This window comes from Nocardia sp. TBRC8007, assembly GCF_056629435.1.
Genome location: NZ_JBWSOR010000018.1, coordinates 43,529 through 59,259, shown reverse-complemented (window position 1 = coordinate 59,259; position 15,731 = coordinate 43,529). Strand labels below are relative to the sequence as shown.

The 15,731-nt window shown below is 64.8% G+C and carries 15 protein-coding genes; 11 read left to right on the top strand and 4 right to left on the bottom strand.

Annotated elements, in window-relative coordinates:
• Positions 1-161 precede the first annotated feature (161 nt).
• Together cobM and ACX4ZE_RS15215 are read right to left on the bottom strand one after the other, a co-directional pair.
• Positions 162-920, bottom strand: a complete 759-nt coding sequence (cobM, locus tag ACX4ZE_RS15220) for a precorrin-4 C(11)-methyltransferase (RefSeq protein WP_480274081.1) — start codon at positions 918-920, stop codon at positions 162-164.
• A gap of 35 nt (positions 921-955) precedes the next feature.
• A complete protein-coding gene (locus ACX4ZE_RS15215) occupies positions 956-1,381 on the bottom strand; it encodes a PPOX class F420-dependent oxidoreductase (protein ID WP_480274080.1) in 426 nt (141 codons plus the stop codon).
• Positions 1,382-1,674: 293 nt separating this feature from the next.
• Between ACX4ZE_RS15215 and ACX4ZE_RS15210 the strand changes: the two genes are divergently transcribed.
• Positions 1,675-2,925: an ATP-binding protein gene (locus ACX4ZE_RS15210; RefSeq protein ID WP_480274079.1), complete on the top strand. Its 1,251-nt coding sequence runs from the start codon at positions 1,675-1,677 to the stop codon at positions 2,923-2,925.
• A 1-nt stretch (position 2,926) separates the two neighbouring features.
• Here ACX4ZE_RS15210 and ACX4ZE_RS15205 read toward each other — a convergent pair whose 3' ends face one another.
• The gene (locus tag ACX4ZE_RS15205; RefSeq protein ID WP_480274078.1) at positions 2,927-3,526 is read right to left on the bottom strand and encodes an SACE_7040 family transcriptional regulator; all 600 of its coding nucleotides are present in this window, start codon (positions 3,524-3,526) and stop codon (positions 2,927-2,929) included.
• Between the two features lie 93 nt (positions 3,527-3,619).
• Between ACX4ZE_RS15205 and ACX4ZE_RS15200 the strand changes: the two genes are divergently transcribed.
• The 8 genes from ACX4ZE_RS15200 to ACX4ZE_RS15165 all read left to right on the top strand — a co-directional run bounded on the left by ACX4ZE_RS15200 (position 3,620) and on the right by ACX4ZE_RS15165 (position 12,639).
• On the top strand, positions 3,620-5,218 hold the full coding sequence (locus tag ACX4ZE_RS15200; RefSeq protein ID WP_480274077.1) for a carboxyl transferase domain-containing protein: 1,599 nt from the start codon (positions 3,620-3,622) through the stop codon (positions 5,216-5,218).
• Positions 5,219-5,223: 5 nt separating this feature from the next.
• Positions 5,224-7,260 carry an acetyl/propionyl/methylcrotonyl-CoA carboxylase subunit alpha gene (locus tag ACX4ZE_RS15195; protein WP_480274076.1) on the top strand — a complete coding sequence of 679 codons (2,037 nt, stop codon included), beginning with the start codon at positions 5,224-5,226 and terminating at the stop codon, positions 7,258-7,260.
• A 163-nt stretch (positions 7,261-7,423) separates the two neighbouring features.
• Positions 7,424-8,584, top strand: a complete 1,161-nt coding sequence (locus ACX4ZE_RS15190) for an acyl-CoA dehydrogenase family protein (RefSeq protein ID WP_480274075.1) — start codon at positions 7,424-7,426, stop codon at positions 8,582-8,584.
• Positions 8,581-9,069: a MaoC family dehydratase gene (locus ACX4ZE_RS15185; RefSeq protein ID WP_480274074.1), complete on the top strand. Its 489-nt coding sequence runs from the start codon at positions 8,581-8,583 to the stop codon at positions 9,067-9,069. The genes ACX4ZE_RS15190 and ACX4ZE_RS15185 overlap by 4 nt, the downstream gene beginning before the upstream one ends.
• Complete coding sequence (locus ACX4ZE_RS15180; protein WP_480274073.1) at positions 9,066-9,878, top strand: HpcH/HpaI aldolase/citrate lyase family protein; 813 nt, start codon at positions 9,066-9,068, stop codon at positions 9,876-9,878. The genes ACX4ZE_RS15185 and ACX4ZE_RS15180 overlap by 4 nt, the downstream gene beginning before the upstream one ends.
• Positions 9,879-9,908: 30 nt before the next feature.
• Complete coding sequence (locus ACX4ZE_RS15175; RefSeq protein ID WP_480274072.1) at positions 9,909-11,858, top strand: acetoacetate--CoA ligase; 1,950 nt, start codon at positions 9,909-9,911, stop codon at positions 11,856-11,858.
• A gap of 89 nt (positions 11,859-11,947) precedes the next feature.
• Entirely contained in the window at positions 11,948-12,202 is a 255-nt protein-coding gene (locus tag ACX4ZE_RS15170; protein ID WP_480274071.1) for a type II toxin-antitoxin system Phd/YefM family antitoxin, read from the top strand.
• Positions 12,199-12,639 (top strand): type II toxin-antitoxin system VapC family toxin, encoded by a 441-nt coding sequence (locus tag ACX4ZE_RS15165; RefSeq protein ID WP_480274070.1) that lies wholly within the window; start codon positions 12,199-12,201, stop codon positions 12,637-12,639. Before ACX4ZE_RS15170 ends, ACX4ZE_RS15165 begins: the two co-directional genes overlap by 4 nt.
• A 72-nt stretch (positions 12,640-12,711) precedes the next feature.
• Here ACX4ZE_RS15165 and ACX4ZE_RS15160 read toward each other — a convergent pair whose 3' ends face one another.
• Complete coding sequence (locus tag ACX4ZE_RS15160; protein WP_480274069.1) at positions 12,712-13,632, bottom strand: EamA family transporter; 921 nt, start codon at positions 13,630-13,632, stop codon at positions 12,712-12,714.
• 38 nt (positions 13,633-13,670) lie between these two features.
• Between ACX4ZE_RS15160 and ACX4ZE_RS15155 the strand changes: the two genes are divergently transcribed.
• A complete protein-coding gene (locus tag ACX4ZE_RS15155) occupies positions 13,671-14,201 on the top strand; it encodes a CGNR zinc finger domain-containing protein (RefSeq protein WP_480274068.1) in 531 nt (176 codons plus the stop codon).
• A gap of 128 nt (positions 14,202-14,329) precedes the next feature.
• Positions 14,330-15,571 carry a TetR/AcrR family transcriptional regulator gene (locus ACX4ZE_RS15150; RefSeq protein WP_480274067.1) on the top strand — a complete coding sequence of 414 codons (1,242 nt, stop codon included), beginning with the start codon at positions 14,330-14,332 and terminating at the stop codon, positions 15,569-15,571.
• The last annotated feature ends 160 nt before the right edge of the window (positions 15,572-15,731 follow it).

Sequence of the window (15,731 nt, the reverse complement as noted above, 5' to 3'; positions counted from 1 at the left end):
TGCCTATAGCTGCTATGCATCAGCACAGGCAGTGTCGATGCTGTTACCACAGGCAGTTGCTATCACAGGCAGTGCCGTTGTCGTTGTCGTTGTCGTTGTCGTTGTCACGGGGTCGCTGATGTCGCGGGCCATGCGCCGCGCACCAGGACCGGTTATCGCCGCTACGGCCCGATCACCTGACGCGCTCGCGCGGGATCATAGAGATGTGACTGGGCGCAGGAGAGCGTGGGTGTGAGCGCGCGACCGACCAAGATCACCGCAGCCTGCCGCAGTCCAGCCGCTTCGACCTGGTCGGCGATATCGGCCAGAGTGCCCCGGAGAACCAGCTGCCCCGGCTGACTGGCACGGTAGACCACCGTGACCGGGCAGTCCTGCCCATAGTCAGCGGCCAGCTCGGTGGCCAGCGAGCGGATTCGGGTGATGGCCAAGTGCAGCGCGAGCGTCGCGCCGGTCGCCGCGAAGTTCGTCAGTGCCTCCGATTCCGGCATCGCGGTCGAGCGGGCTCTGGTGCGGGTCAGCACGACCGACTGCACCAACTCCGGCACAGTCAACTCGGCGCCGAGCAATGCCGCCGCGGCGGCATAGGCCGGCACGCCCGGCGTGACGTCCCAGGGAATACCGTGCGCGTCCAGCCTGCGTGTCTGTTCGGTGAGCGCCGAATACAGCGAGGGATCCCCCGAGCACAGCCGGGCCACATCCTTACCCGCTGCCGTGGCGCGCACCAGGTGGTCAGTGATCTGATCGAGATCCAGGCGCTGGGTATCGATCAACTCGGCATCAGGCGCGCAGTAGGCAGGCACGCCTGGGTCCAGATAGGTTCCCGGATAGAGGCATACCGGCGTCGTTCGCAACAACTCGACCGCACGCACCGTCAATAAGTCGGCCGCGCCCGGCCCGGCCCCGATGAAGTGCACGGTCATGCGCGCGAGTCTATGACCATCCCCGCGCGTACCGTTCAGCTGGTCACATCGAAGTAAGCGAGCACCTTCGTCGGCCGCAACCGGACCACCAGCTCGCCGGGCACGCCATTGCGCTTGCCGAACTCCTCGGCCCGGTCCCGCCCCATATAGCGCCCGCCGATCTCAGTGGCTACCCGCAGCAGCTCGCCCGGATCCGCCGAGCACGCCACAGTGCCTTGCACCTGGACGAACCCGTAGGGCGGCTCCTCCAGATCGACACATACCGCGATGCGCTCATCCCGAGCGAACGCCTTGCCCTTGGCACTCGAAGCGCCGGTGTTGAAGACCAGTTCGTCGCCGTCGAGGACGAACCAGACCGGCGTAACCACCGGCCTGCCGTCAGCGGCAATGAACGCCACCTTGGCTGTTCTGGTGCCCTGTGTCAGGAATGCGCGGATATCGGGATCGGAAAGCGCCGCCATCGACTCACTCTAACCGCCGGGAATCCGGGTGGAACGATTATCAAGAGGGCGAGTCGGAGTCCTTTCGCATCTCGGAGTCCTTTCGCATTCATAGACACCGCTGCTGCCTCCGGACAACAACACCACCAGCACCGCAGCCGCTATCCGAAGAAGGACTGCTGTGACTCCCGCTACGCCAACCCTCCGAACTACAACGCACTCCCGGCTTCCTCTCGAGCCGTGAAGCTATGGAGACAGACGGCAGATCGTCGGCACAACTGTCGGCAGATCGTCGGAATATCCTACCATTTCCCATGCGACAAGCCGTTGACTATTTGCCGCGCCGCGCCGCCGAGCTGGTCGAGGAGGCTCTCGCCGATACTCGGGTCGTTATCATCAACGGCGCACGTCAAACCGGCAAAAGCACATTAGCTGAGCACTGCCTGATCAACCGAGGGGGCGCCGTCGAACGGTATCTGGACGACCCGAGGACCCGATCGGCAGCCGCCGCGGACCCAGTCGCCTTCCTCGACGCGCCAGGCACCATGTTGATCGACGAAATCCAACGCGTCCCCGAACTGTGGCTTGCTATCAAGAACACAGTCGATCGCGATCCCCGTCCGGGACGGTTCCTGCTGACCGGTTCAGCACGGCTGCTCGGTCTGAGCAAACTGCCCGACTCCTTGCCAGGGCGCTCCGAAACCATAGAGCTTTTCCCGCTGTCCCAAGGAGAAATCAATAGCGCGCCCGATGGTTTCGTCGACGCCGCCTTCGCCGAAGGAAGCCGCTTACGGACCGAACAAGCGGAACTGCGCCGCAAAGACTACCTATCCCTCGCCACACGTGGTGGATACCCCGAGGCGATCAGTCGACATTCGCCCCGACGCCGCGCCCAGTTCTTCAAGTCCTATCTCGACGACATCATGAGTCGCGACGTCCACCAGATCGCCGACGTTCGTCGTAGTTCCGATATGCGCCGCCTCATCGCGACCTTGGCCGCGCAGAGCGGGGGGCTGCTCAACTACCGACGCGTATCCTCCGATCTGGGTGTCCCAGTGACGACAGTCCGCGAATACATCGGCTTACTCGAGGTCATCTACCTCATCCGGCTCATCCCAGCCTGGTCGTCCAACGCGACATCCAGAGCAATCGCCACACCCAAGCTCGTCGTCAACGATTCCGGCATCGCCGCCCACCTGCTCACCGACGTCACCACCCACACGACGGCAGGCAGCCTCATCGAAACATTCGTCCTCGGCGAACTCGCCCGCCAACTCACCTGGAGCCAGACCATGGCCCGGCTGTACCACTACCGCGACCGCGACGGCCGCGAAGTCGACGCCGTCCTCGAAGACAGCGCGGGCCGAATCGTCGCCATCGAAGTCAAAACGGCCGAAACCGTTCGCACCGACGACTTCCGAACGCTGCGTATTCTGCAAGACCGCCTCGGCGACCGGTTCCGCGCCGGTTTCGTCCTCTACTGTGGTGACCAGCGACTCCCTTTCGGCGAAGGATTGTCCTGCCTACCGATCAGCGCTCTCTGGAAGTGTGCTGCCGCAGCGTGAATCAGCTCGAGCCAAGAGCGGCCAGCGCCATGCGCCGCAGCACGGGCCTGGCCCGGACCGCGGTCGCCGTACTCGCACTGTGCGGGGTCGAGTTGATCAAGCCGAACGCGGCATGCGCCTGCACCCGCGCTGTTTCTTCGGGAAGCTCCGGATGCAGTTCGCGCAGTACGGCCACCCAGATCTCCACATATCGGCGCTGAGTGCGGCGGATCTCGTGGCGCGCGGCGGCGGGCACATTGTCCAGGTCGCGGTCCTGGATGCGGATCAGCTCCGGCTCGCCGAACGCGAAGTCCAAGTGGTGGTCGACCAGCCCGACCAGCGCCTGTTCGGCCGAACTCGTCGCCGCCACCACGGCGGTGCCGCCGTCGAGTAGCCGCTGGCTGACCCCCATGAGCAGTTCGACCAGCAGCGCCTCTTTGTTCGGGAAGTGCCGATAGACCGCTGGCCCGCTGATACCGACGGCGGCGCCCAGGTCGTCCAGGCGCATGCCGAGGAAGCCTCGATCGGCGATGAGCCGGGCTCCCGCTTCGAGCAACTGTGCTCTGCGCTGCGCTTTCAGCTGCTCGCGGCGGGTGGGCACGACGGAGTCCACACTGGTCATACGTGTTCCTCTCCGCCGACCTGGACATCTCGGTTAGTCAAGATTAACCTGAATTCCAGTTATCGGTGACTAACTGGATGACAGGATGGCGTGATGACCGTTACCGAAGAGGCCGTCGACAACCGCGCCGCACATACGGCGCTGGTCGACGACCTGCGCGCCAAGCTGGCCGCCACAGCGCTCGGCGGGTCGGCGAAGGCGCGCGAACGCCACGTCGCGCGGGGCAAGCTGCTGCCGAGGCAGCGGGTGGATCACCTGCTCGACCCTGGCAGCCCGTTTCTGGAGCTGTCTCCGCTGGCCGCGACCGGGATGTACAGTGAGGAATCCCCCGGCGCGGGGATCATCACCGGGATCGGTCGGGTGTCCGGACGCGAGTGTGTGATCGTGGCCAATGACGCCACGGTCAAAGGCGGCACCTACTACCCCATGACGGTGAAGAAGCATCTGCGCGCGCAAGAGATCGCGCTACAGAACCAATTGCCATGTCTGTATCTGGTCGACTCTGGCGGCGCGTATCTGCCGCGCCAGGACGAGGTGTTCCCGGACCGGGAGCATTTCGGACGCATCTTCTACAACCAGGCGACCATGAGCGCCAAGGGGATTCCGCAGATCGCCGCGGTGCTCGGCTCCTGCACGGCTGGCGGCGCCTACGTGCCCGCGATGAGCGATGAGGCAGTGATCGTGCGTAATCAGGGCACGATCTTTCTCGGCGGTCCGCCGTTGGTGAAGGCCGCGACTGGCGAGGTGGTCACGGCCGAGGAACTCGGCGGCGGGGAACTGCACTCGCGCACCTCGGGCGTCACCGACCACCTGGCCGAGGACGACCAGGACGCACTGCGCATCGTGCGCCGGATCGTGGCCACGCTCGGACCGCGTATCGCCACCCCCTGGGAGGTGCGGCCGACCATCGCGCCCGCCGCACCGGAAGCAGAGCTCTACGATGTGGTCCCTGCTGATCTGCGCACACCCTATGACGTGCGCGAGGTGATCCACCGTCTGGTCGACGGAGCGGGCGACAGCGAGAGCGGCTTCCACGAGTTCAAGGCCGAATACGGCAAGACGCTGGTCACCGGATTCGCGCGCGTCCATGGGCACCCGTTGGGCATCGTGGCCAACAATGGCGTGCTGTTCAGCGAATCCGCGATGAAAGGCGCGCATTTCATCGAACTGTGCGATAAGCGCAGCATCCCGCTGCTGTTCTTGCAGAACATCACCGGTTTCATGGTCGGGCGCGACTACGAGGCAGGCGGGATCGCCAAGCACGGCGCGAAGATGGTCACCGCGGTGGCCTGCGCGCGGGTGCCGAAGCTCACCGTTGTGATCGGTGGCTCCTATGGCGCGGGCAACTACTCGATGTGCGGGCGGGCCTATTCGCCACGGTTTCTCTGGATGTGGCCCAACGCGCGGATCTCGGTGATGGGCGGCGAGCAGGCCGCGTCGGTGCTGGCGACGGTGCGCGGCGACCAGCTCGACAGCAGCGGACAACCTTGGACCGCCGCGAATGAGGAAGCGTTCAAGGCTCCGATCCGGGAGCAGTACGAAAGCCAGGGCAATCCCTACTATTCGACCGCGCGCCTCTGGGACGACGGCATCATCGATCCCGCCGATACCAGAACGGTGCTCGGGCTCGCCCTGTCGGTATGCGCGCAAGCCCCGCTCGAACCCGTCTCCTACGGCGTCTTCCGGATGTGATCGCGATGCTCAACACCTCAGTTCCTGTGGCTTTCGACACCGTGCTCATCGCCAATCGCGGCGAGATCGCGGTACGGGTGATCCGCACCTTGCGCGCCATGGGCATCCGCTCGGTGGCCGTCTACAGCGATGCCGATGCCGACGCGCGGCACGTGCACGAAGCCGACACCGCGGTGCGCCTCGGCCCGGCACCCGCCAGGGAGAGCTACCTCGCCATCGACGCGGTAGTGGCCGCCGCCGTGCGCACCGGCGCGCAGGCCATACACCCTGGCTATGGCTTCCTCTCGGAGAATCCCGCGTTCGCCGCCGCGCTGGCCAAGACCGGCATCGTCTTCCTCGGCCCGCCCGCGCGCGCGATCGAGGTGATGGGCGACAAGATCACCGCGAAGAACACTGTCGCCACGTTCGGCGTCCCGGTGGTACCCGGTATCGCCACGCCGGGCCTGACCGATGACGCCCTGATCGCCGCGGCCGTCGAAGTCGGGTATCCGGTGCTGGTCAAGCCATCGGCAGGCGGCGGAGGCAAAGGCATGCGCCGGGTGGACGACCCAGCCCAGCTGCCCGAGGCGCTGCGCAGCGCACGGCGGGAAGCCGCTGCCGCGTTCGGTGACGACACGCTGTTCCTGGAACGCTTCGTCACCCGGCCCAGGCATATCGAGGTGCAGATCCTCGCCGACCAGTTCGGCAATGTGCTGCACCTGGGCGAGCGCGAATGCAGCCTGCAGCGGCGCCACCAGAAGGTGATCGAGGAGGCGCCCTCGCCGTTGCTCGACGCGGCGACCAGGGCCAGGATCGGCGCCGCCGCCTGCAATACCGCGCGCAGCGTGGACTATGTAGGCGCGGGCACTGTGGAGTTCATCGTCTCCGCCGACCGGCCAGATGAATTCTTCTTCATGGAGATGAACACCCGTCTGCAGGTGGAGCATCCGGTGACCGAGCTGGTCACCGGTGTCGACCTGGTGGAATGCCAGGTCCGGGTCGCGGCCGGGCAGAAGCTCGCGGTGACCCAAGACGATATCCGGATGGCCGGGCACGCGATCGAGGCCAGAGTGTACGCCGAAGACCCGGCCCGTGGATTCCTGCCCACCGGTGGCACGGTGCTCGACCTCGACGAACCGGAAAGCCCAGGGGTGCGGGTCGATTCGGGGCTACGGATCGGTACGCACGTGGGCAGCGACTACGACCCGATGCTGTCCAAGATCATCGCGCACGCCGCTGATCGCACCACCGCGCTCGCGAAACTCGATCAGGCGCTGGCCGAGACCGTGCTGCTCGGTGTAACCAGCAATATCGAATTCCTGCGTTTCCTACTGGCCGACCCCGACGTAGCCGAAGGACGGTTGGACACCGCTCTACTGGACCGGCTGGTGGCCGACTTCCATCCTGCCGCAGTCGGTGACAACGAGTTCATCGCTGCGGCGGCCTGCCACTGGCTGCGCCGCTGGCCAGTGACACAGGCTGAGCTATGGGCAGTCCCGTCCGGGTGGCGAATCGGCGCCCACGCGCCGATGCCGATCCGGCTCGCGGGCGGCGACCGCATCGAACACGTCTATCTCTCCGGGACCCCCGCCGACGGCCTTGTCCGCGTCGGTGACAGTGAAACCTGCACGATCACCGCGACATTCGCTGGTAGCACTGCAGCCGGAGTACTCACCCTCACCACAGCGGGCCTGCGGCACGCTTACCGGGTCGCCGAACACGACGGCCTACTCTGGGTGGCCGGGGCCTCCGGCATCGCCGCCCTTCGCGAAGTCGCCGAGGTCGATGTGCGCGGTGCCGACGACCATATCGGTGATGCCGAGATCCGCAGCCCCATGCCTGGGTCGGTGATCACCGTGCCGGTTGCCGCGGGCAGCACCGTCGCCGCGGGTGATCGTGTGGTCACCGTGGAGGCGATGAAGATGGAGCACTCGCTCACCGCCCCGGTCGCCGGAACCGTGGAACTGCTGGTCGAGCCTGGCGCTCAAGTGCGCCTCGATCAGGTGCTCGCGCGTGTCGTCGCCACACCGGACCGGCTGAACCACGCCGAGCCAACCGAATAGGTAAGGGCGCGGCATGAGCGGGTCAGGCCCGAAGACGGCAGCGCAGCATCACCACGCAGGGCCCCCGCTCAAGCACACAACAACACAGCATGAGCGGGTCAGGCCCGAAGACGGCAGCGCAGCATCACCACGCAGGGCCCGCTCAGGCCAGAAAGGACATAGCATGACCGACTTCCTATCCACCGGCACGCTGCCGGAGGAATACCGCGATCTCGCACTGACGGTGCGCGACTTCGCGCAGTCGGTGGTCGCACCGGTAGCCACCGAGCACGATGCGAACCACACCTTCCCGTACAAGGTAGTCGCGGGAATGGCCGATATGGGGCTGTTCGGCCTTCCTTTCCCCGAAGAGTACGGCGGCATGGGCGGTGATTACTTCGCGCTGTGCCTCGCGTTGGAGGAGCTGGGCAAAGTCGACCAGAGCGTAGCGATCACCCTGGAGGCGGGCGTCTCGCTCGGCGCGATGCCGATCTACCGGTTCGGCAACGACAAGCAGAAGCAGGAATGGCTGCCTCGGCTGACCAGCGGTCGCAATCTCGCTGCCTTCGGGCTCACCGAGCCTGGTGCAGGCAGCGACGCGGGCGGCACCAGAACCACCGCGGTCGCTGACGGCGGCGAGTGGATCATCAACGGCAGCAAGCAGTTCATCACCAATTCCGGCACCGATATCACCGCGCTCGTCACGGTGACCGCGGTGACCGGGCAGAGCGGCGACAAGAAGGAGATCTCGACCATCCTTGTGCCTGCCGGCACCCCCGGTTTCGTTGCCGAACCCGCGTACAACAAGGTGGGCTGGAACGCCTCCGACACCCATCCGCTCAGCTTCACCGATGTCCGGGTACCGGAGGAGAACCTGCTAGGCGAGCGCGGGCGCGGCTACGCGAACTTCCTGCGCATCCTCGATGAGGGCCGCATCGCCATCGCCGCGCTCTCGGTCGGGGCCGCGCAGGGCTGTGTGGACGAGAGCGTGCGCTACGCCAAGGAGCGCGAGGCGTTCGGCCAAGCGATCGGACGCAACCAGGCCATCGCCTTCAAGATCGCCAGGATGGAGGCGCGGGCACACGCCGCCCGTACGGCCTACTATGACGCTGCGGCGCTGATGCTGGCGGGCAAGCCGTTCAAGAAGCAGGCGTCTGTCGCGAAACTGGTAGCCAGCGAGGCCGCCATGGACAATGCCCGCGATGCGACCCAGATCTTCGGCGGCTACGGCTTCATGAACGAATACGCGGTCGCCAGGCATTATCGCGACAGCAAGATCTTGGAAATCGGCGAGGGCACAACGGAGGTACAGTTGATGCTGATCGGGCGGGAGCTCGGGCTGTGACCCGGCGCACGGTTGTGCAGCGTGGCCTGTGGTTCGAGGAGTTCGATACCGAAGTGGTCTACAAACACCGACCCGGCCGCACTATCACCGAAGCGGACAACGTCCTGTTCACCACAATGACCATGAACACCCAGGCGCTGCACCTGGACGCCGCGTTCAGCGAGCAGCTGCCCCCGTTCAACCAGAGGCTGGTGAACTCGATGTTCACCCTGTCCACACTGGTCGGGCTGTCGGTGGCGCAGTTGACCCAGGGCACCATCGTGGCCAATCTCGGCTTCTCGGAAGTCACCTTCCCCAAGCCGCTGTTCCATGGCGACACCATGTACGCCGAGACCGTGGTCACCGACAAACGCGAGTCCAAAAGCCGTCCCAGCGAAGGCATCGTGACCTTCGCGCATACCGCGCGCAACCAGCACGGCGATATCGTAGCCACCGCGGTCCGCAAAACGCTGGTCCGCAAGTCTTCGCGGAAGGATATGCCATGAGCTGGCAGATGACGGGCCCGGCCTGGCTGTTCTGCCCGGCCGATCGCCCGGAGCGCTATGCGAAGGCATCGGCCGCGGCCGATGTGGTGATCCTCGACCTGGAGGACGGGGTCGCCACGAATGACAAGGCGGCGGCCAGGGTCGCGCTCCTGGATACGCCGCTGGACCCGCGGAACACGGTGGTGCGGGTCAATGTGGCGGGCACCGAGGAGCACGCACTCGACCTGGAGACGCTGGCCCAGACCGGATACCGCCGGATCATGCTGCCGAAATGCGAATCGGCCGAACAGATCACAGCCCTACCTGATTATGAGGTGATCGCACTGATCGAATCCCCGCTCGGCGCGCTCGCAGCCGGCCGGGCGGCGATGGCGCGCAACACTATCGGCGTCATGTGGGGCGCCGAGGATCTGGTGGCCGCGATGGGCGGCACGTCGAGCAGGCATGCCGAGGGCGGCTACCGGGACGTAGCCCGCCATGTGCGGTCCACCGCGCTATTGGCCGCGAAGGCGTCCGGAAAATTCGCGTTGGATTCGGTATATCTGAACATTCGCGACCTGGACGGTCTGCGCGCGGAAGCTGAGGACGCGGTCGCAGTCGGATTCGACGCCAAAGGCGCCATCCATCCGAGCCAGCTGCCAGTGCTACGGGCGGCCTACACCCCTTCGGAACAAGAGACCGCCTGGGCTCTGCGACTGTTGGCAGAAGCACCCAAACACCGCGGGGTCTTCTCCTTCGAGGGCAAGATGGTCGACGGCCCGGTATTCCGGCACGCCGAGCAGATCGTCCGCCGCGCAAACCGCGCCTGATCACCCAGTCCCACAGCCAGGAGAACCGCGATGCAACCACAATGGGTGCCGACCGAACGAGATATCGCCGAGGCCAGGATCACCGACTTCGCGCGATTCGTCGCCGAGCATACCGGGGTACGCGCGGCAGACTATCACGCCTTGTGGCAGTGGTCGGTCGCCGATCTCGCCGGTTTCTGGCACGCGCTGTGGGATTACTTCGCGCTCGGGGAGATCGCAGGCGAAGTACTGACGAGCACCGACATGCCTGGCGCGCAGTGGTTCCCCGGCACCCGGCTCAACTACGTCGACCAGGTGATCCGCCAGGCCCGCAGCGACCGGCCCGCGATCAAGGCTGTCAGTGAGGACGGCCCGGTCCGCGAAGTGTCCTGGGCCGAATTGGTCGACCATACCGCAGCTCTCGCCCGCACATTGCGTGACCTCGGTGTGCGCTGCGGCGACCGGGTAGCGGGGTATCTGCCGAATCTACCCGAAGCCGTCGTCGCGTTCCTGGCCACCGCGAGCATCGGGGCGGTCTGGAGCGCCTGCGGGCAGGACTACTCGCCGAAGGCGGCGCTGGATCGGCTCGGGCAGCTCGAACCCACCGTGCTGATCACCGCCGATGGCTATCGCTTCGGCGGCAAGACATACGACAAGCGGGCCGATATCGCGGCGCTGCGCGCGGGCATGACCTCAGTGCAGGCCACGATCGTGGTGTCCCGGCTCGGGCTCGACGTACCGGATACGCTGCCGTGGCACGAAGCGGTCGCCATGACCGAGTCGGGGTCGCGCGTAATCACCACGGAGCCCGTCGAGTTCGATCATCCGCTGTGGGTCGTGTTCTCCTCTGGCACGACCGGCCTGCCCAAGGGTATCGTGCACGGCCACGGCGGCGTGCTGCTCGAACACCTCAAAGCCGTTGCCCTGCAATCCGATATCGGCCCCGACGACACCTTCTTCTGGTACACCAGCCCGAGCTGGATGATGTGGAACTTCCAGGTCGCCGGGCTACTGGTCGGAGCGACCGTCGTCTGCTACGACGGCAGTCCCACCCACCCCGCCCCCGACGCATTGTGGCACCTCGCCGCCGAAGTGCGCGCCACCGTGCTGGGCACCAGCCCCGGCTATGTGCTGGCCTGCGGCAAAGCAGGCGTCGTGCCGCGCGCCGAACACGATCTGTCGGCGCTGCGTATGGTCGGTATCACCGGTTCTACCCTGCCCACCTCTTCAGCGCTATGGCTGAGCGAGCACGCGGGCGAGCGCGTCCAGATCTGCTCGATCAGTGGTGGTACCGACGTGGTGTCGGCATTCATCGGCGGGGTACGCACCGTACCGGTGTGGCCAGGCGAACTTTCGGCGCCCTACCTCGGTGTCGCGCTGGATGCCTACGATCCGGCGGGGCAACCGGTGCGTGGCGAGGTCGGCGAGCTCGTGATCACTGCACCGATGCCGTCCATGCCGGTGCGCTTCTGGCACGATGACGACGGAAAGCGTTATCACGAAGCTTATTTCGATATGTTCCCCGGCGTATGGCGACATGGCGACTGGATCACCATCACCGACAGGCACAGCGTGATCGTGCACGGCCGCTCCGACTCCACCCTCAACCGGCACGGCATCCGGATGGGCAGCGCGGACATCTACCAAGCCGTCGAACGGCTACCGGAAATCACCGAGGCCCTGGTGATCGGCGCCGAGCAGCACGAAGGCGGCTACTGGATGCCGCTGTTCGTGGTCCTGACACCGGGCACCGAACTCACCGACGAGCTGAAAGCGCGCATCAACAACACCATTCGCACCGAAGTGTCGCCGCGCCACGTTCCCGACGAGATCATCCTCGCCCCCGGCATCCCGCATACCCGCACCGGCAAGAAGCTGGAAGTACCGATCAAGAAACTATTCCAGGGCGCCGACCCGAACCGCGTCGTGGAGCGCAGCGCCGTGGACGACCCCGATCTGCTCGACTGGTACGGCGCTCTCCGCCAGGCAGGACATAGCTGAATCCTCTCGCTGTCCCGGGTAGCGAATCCGAGTGAGAACTGTGGCTATAATTCCATACAATATTATGACCACAAGAAGAGGACCCTGCCATGGATGTCGGAGTTCGTGGGCTTCGCGATAACCTCAGTCGATACCTCGCCGAGGTTCGATCCGGATACACGGTAACGGTCACCGATCATGGGCAGCCGATCGCCCGTATTGTTCCGGTCGACCGCCCGACGAAGCTGGAACAGCTTCGTAGCGAAGGGCGCGTCCAACCCGCGCGCACGCAGAAGCAGGCAGCTCCGGAACCGATCCACGGAAACGGCATCGTCAGTGAACTCATCGATGAGCAGCGCCGGTGATCGGGTATCTCGATACCTCCGCGTTGGTTCCACTGCTGGTCGACGAGCCAAGCAGCAAAGCCTGCCGTCGCTTCTGGGATGATTCCGACTCAGTGGTGTCGAACAGGCTCCTCTACGTGGAGACCACGGCAGCGCTCGCACAGGCTCATCGAATGGATCGCCTCGATGGCGCGGCCTTCACGGCCTGCTTGCATCTGCTGGGCCGACTCTGGCGGCAGATCGAGATCATCGAGATCGACGAAACATTGATGCTGCGCGCGGCCGAATTGGCCGATCACTGTGCACTGCGGGGATATGACGCCATCCATTGCTGCTGCGCCGAACAACTCGACGATTCAGATCTCGTCGCGGCATCAGGCGACAGGCATCTGCTGCATGCATGGCAGAAGCTCGGGGTAGCGACATTCGACACGAACAATCCGGGGGACGCGACCTGACCCGACCGCGTGAGCATCTATCCGGCTCCCACCCGACACGATGACCTTGTCGCTATTCGGTAGCCAAGGTGATCACTCCCCGCGACGCACGACGATGACGCCCGTGACAATCAGTACCCCGCCGAGCAGTTGGATCGGGCGAGGAACCTCGCCGAGCAGCGTCCAGGCGAAGAACATGGCGGCCAGGACTTCGAAAAGGGCGACAAAAGAAGCCAGGCGAGCGCCGAGCAGTCGAGTAGCGGCGATGCCAGTGACATAAGCAAGAGCGGCAGTCACCATACCGAGCAGCAGGAGCGGAAACCACCAGTAGACGGTGAAATCGTCGAAGACGATCGGATTCGTAGTGGCGCGGAGCGGGAGGATGCCGATCACCCCCAGCGCCAGCAGGGCGAATCCGCCGATGAAGAGCCCGCCTGCGGCGAGAACGGCGCCGGGTAGCGTGCCATCCCCCTGAGCGGACAGCACGAAATAGCAGGCCGCGCCCACCATGGCCGCAAAGGCCCAGGCGATACCGACCCAGTTGGTGGCCGGACCAGAGCCAAGGTCGATAACCAAGGCCAAGCCGCCGATCCCGAGCAGAGCGCCCACAATGGTCGCCGCAGCGGGTCGTTGGCGATGGCGCGACCACAGCCAGCCCACCACGGCGATCGGCGCAGTGAGTTCTATCAAGAGCGCCACCCCGACTTGCATGTGAGCGACCGCGTTGAAAAACGCCACTTGCGTACCCGCGACGGCAATAAGTCCATAGGCGGTGATCAGAGCGGCGTTGCGGCGCACAAGCGACCATTCACCACGCAACTGGACCGCCGCGATCGGCGCGAGGACGGCAGCGGCCACCAGGACCCGAACCGCCACTACTGCTACCGAACTCCAACCCGCGGTCATCGCACCGCGCGCCAGCGGGCCGGATAGCCCGAACGATATCGCAGAAATCACCGCGCATACCGATCCCGATCTCCACCGCACGGCGCTGTCATGAGCAATTGCAAACATTGAACATGACGCTATGATTGATTTGGTAATCTGTCAATATGCCTTTTGCTCATGACACAGAAGTGAGCTTGGTCGCGGCGGTCGAGCTGGTGAATTCGGCGGAGCCGCCGGATGCCCTGACCGAAACCGACCAGCTCGATATATTTTTCGTCAAACACGGCTATACCGGCGCACATGCGGGCGATGCCGCGGAACTCGCGGCGGTACGCGCCCTGCGTGCACCGCTACGCCGGATGCTCACCAGCGATCGCGATACGATGACCCAGTTGGTAAACGAGACTTTGGCGACACATCGAGCCACACCCCAGCTGGTCCGACACGGCACCATCGACTACCACATCCACGCGGTCTCCCCGCAGGCTCCGCTTCCCGTACGGATCGCCGTCGAGACCGCGATGGCGCTGATCGATCTGATCCGCGCCGATGAGACCAGCCGATTGTCCATATGCGCCGACAGTACTTGTTCGGGCATCGTTTTCGACTTATCCCGCAACCGATCTCGCCGCTACTGCAGTACAACGTGCGGAAACCGCAACGCTGTCGCGGCCTATCGCGCGAGGAAGAAATGATCCATCGATACCCACAGCTCACCTCGTCACCGACCGGAGAAGACGGTCCATCGGAGCCCGGCCGCTGGGAGCAGCATCACTTGACATGACGAGGCCACCGATACGGCCAGATCGTTACGATATCCGCTATGAATGTCGATAATCGCCGGATGGCGCGGAGGGCGAGCAGCGGCGACTCGGCATCTCGAGAAATCCGGCGCAGGCCGAAGAATCGCCGAGCGCAGATCGCGGCGACATCGGCAGCGGCATTCGGCGAGCTCGGATACCACGGCGTCAGCATGGACGACATCGCCTCCGAGCTCGGGATCAGCTCCGCGGCACTGTATCGGCACTACCCGAGCAAATACGCCCTATTCCGGGAGGAATTACTGCGGGTGGGCCGCGCGGTGACCGAATCGGTTGCGTTGCCCGACCGGTCGACGGACCAGCCGGCCGAGCAGCGGTTACGGCAGCTGCTCGAGGCACTGATCGCAGTCACCATCGAAAATCGCCCCACAGTTACCCTGGTGCGCTGGGAGAGAAGATACCTAGAGCCCGAAGACCAGACCACACTCACCGAGCAACAGAATGCGGTCCTCGACGCCCTGGGCAATCGATGCGCCGCACTGCGCCAGGAAATATCTGTCGACGACCTGCGTGTGCTGCAAGCCGCACTGCTGAGCATCATCACAAGCATCGCCGACCATCGGGTCACCATGCCGGCAAAAGTGCTTTCCCGACTGTTGCTTTCGGCATGTTGGGCGATCGTGCACGCCGAGCTGCCCGTAGAACACGCAGTCGAGCCGGTGCCCGCGCTGGAGATCCCGGACTCGTTCAAACACGAACTCCTGCTCCATAAAGCAGTAGAGCTTTTCTACAAGCGCGGGTATCCGAATGTGAGCGTGGAGGATATCGCCACTGCGGCAGGACTTTCGGCTGCCTCCGCAGTATATCGATTCTATCGAGGCAAGAGCGATATTCTCGCCGCCGCGTTCCGTCGCGCCGCCGAGCGGGTCTCGGGAGTGATCGGCCCCACGGTCGCGGCAGCCACCAGTTCCGAAGCCGCCCTCACCGCGTTGATCGCGCAGTACGTCGCCGGATCATTCACCGAACGCGCCCTTAGCTTCGTGTATTACGCTGAGTTCCAACATGTTCCAGCTGACGAGCGCACCACCCTACGCAATATCCAGCGGCTCAGCGTAGCAGAGTGGGCCCGGTTGCTTCGCGAAGTGCGTCCCGAACTCAGCCCGGCCGAGGCACGCTTACTCGTCCACGCGGCCTTCGCGGTAGTCGTCGACCTGGGGCGAGCCTTCGGCAACGAGCCGCTGGCCGCGCCGGATCGGGTACAACTGCTGATGCAGCTGGTGCTCTTCGGCCGCCCCGCGCGCTAGCGATCGGCCGCAACGAAACGGGCCGGCGACGGAAATCCGCCAAAATACTCGTCGATTTACTGGTTGCGAATTATAAAGATCCACAATCCATTCCACCTCGAAGCATAACTAGAACCTGTTACATTCCTTCCGATTCGAGGTCTTCGCCTCCGTATCGGAA

Excerpts from the sequence above, each read along its gene's own strand:
- cobM (WP_480274081.1), bottom strand. The coding sequence starts at position 920 with ATGACCGTGCACTTCATCGGGGCCGGGCCGGGCGCGGCCGACTTATTG.
- ACX4ZE_RS15215 (WP_480274080.1), bottom strand. The coding sequence starts at position 1,381 with ATGGCGGCGCTTTCCGATCCCGATATCCGCGCATTCCTGACACAGGGC.
- ACX4ZE_RS15210 (WP_480274079.1), top strand. The coding sequence starts at position 1,675 with ATGCGACAAGCCGTTGACTATTTGCCGCGCCGCGCCGCCGAGCTGGTC.
- ACX4ZE_RS15205 (WP_480274078.1), bottom strand. The coding sequence starts at position 3,526 with ATGACCAGTGTGGACTCCGTCGTGCCCACCCGCCGCGAGCAGCTGAAA.
- ACX4ZE_RS15200 (WP_480274077.1), top strand. The coding sequence starts at position 3,620 with ATGACCGTTACCGAAGAGGCCGTCGACAACCGCGCCGCACATACGGCG.
- ACX4ZE_RS15195 (WP_480274076.1), top strand. The coding sequence starts at position 5,224 with ATGCTCAACACCTCAGTTCCTGTGGCTTTCGACACCGTGCTCATCGCC.
- ACX4ZE_RS15190 (WP_480274075.1), top strand. The coding sequence starts at position 7,424 with ATGACCGACTTCCTATCCACCGGCACGCTGCCGGAGGAATACCGCGAT.
- ACX4ZE_RS15180 (WP_480274073.1), top strand. The coding sequence starts at position 9,066 with ATGAGCTGGCAGATGACGGGCCCGGCCTGGCTGTTCTGCCCGGCCGAT.
- ACX4ZE_RS15175 (WP_480274072.1), top strand. The coding sequence starts at position 9,909 with ATGCAACCACAATGGGTGCCGACCGAACGAGATATCGCCGAGGCCAGG.
- ACX4ZE_RS15170 (WP_480274071.1), top strand. The coding sequence starts at position 11,948 with ATGGATGTCGGAGTTCGTGGGCTTCGCGATAACCTCAGTCGATACCTC.
- ACX4ZE_RS15160 (WP_480274069.1), bottom strand. The coding sequence starts at position 13,632 with ATGTTTGCAATTGCTCATGACAGCGCCGTGCGGTGGAGATCGGGATCG.
- ACX4ZE_RS15155 (WP_480274068.1), top strand. The coding sequence starts at position 13,671 with ATGCCTTTTGCTCATGACACAGAAGTGAGCTTGGTCGCGGCGGTCGAG.
- ACX4ZE_RS15150 (WP_480274067.1), top strand. The coding sequence starts at position 14,330 with ATGAATGTCGATAATCGCCGGATGGCGCGGAGGGCGAGCAGCGGCGAC.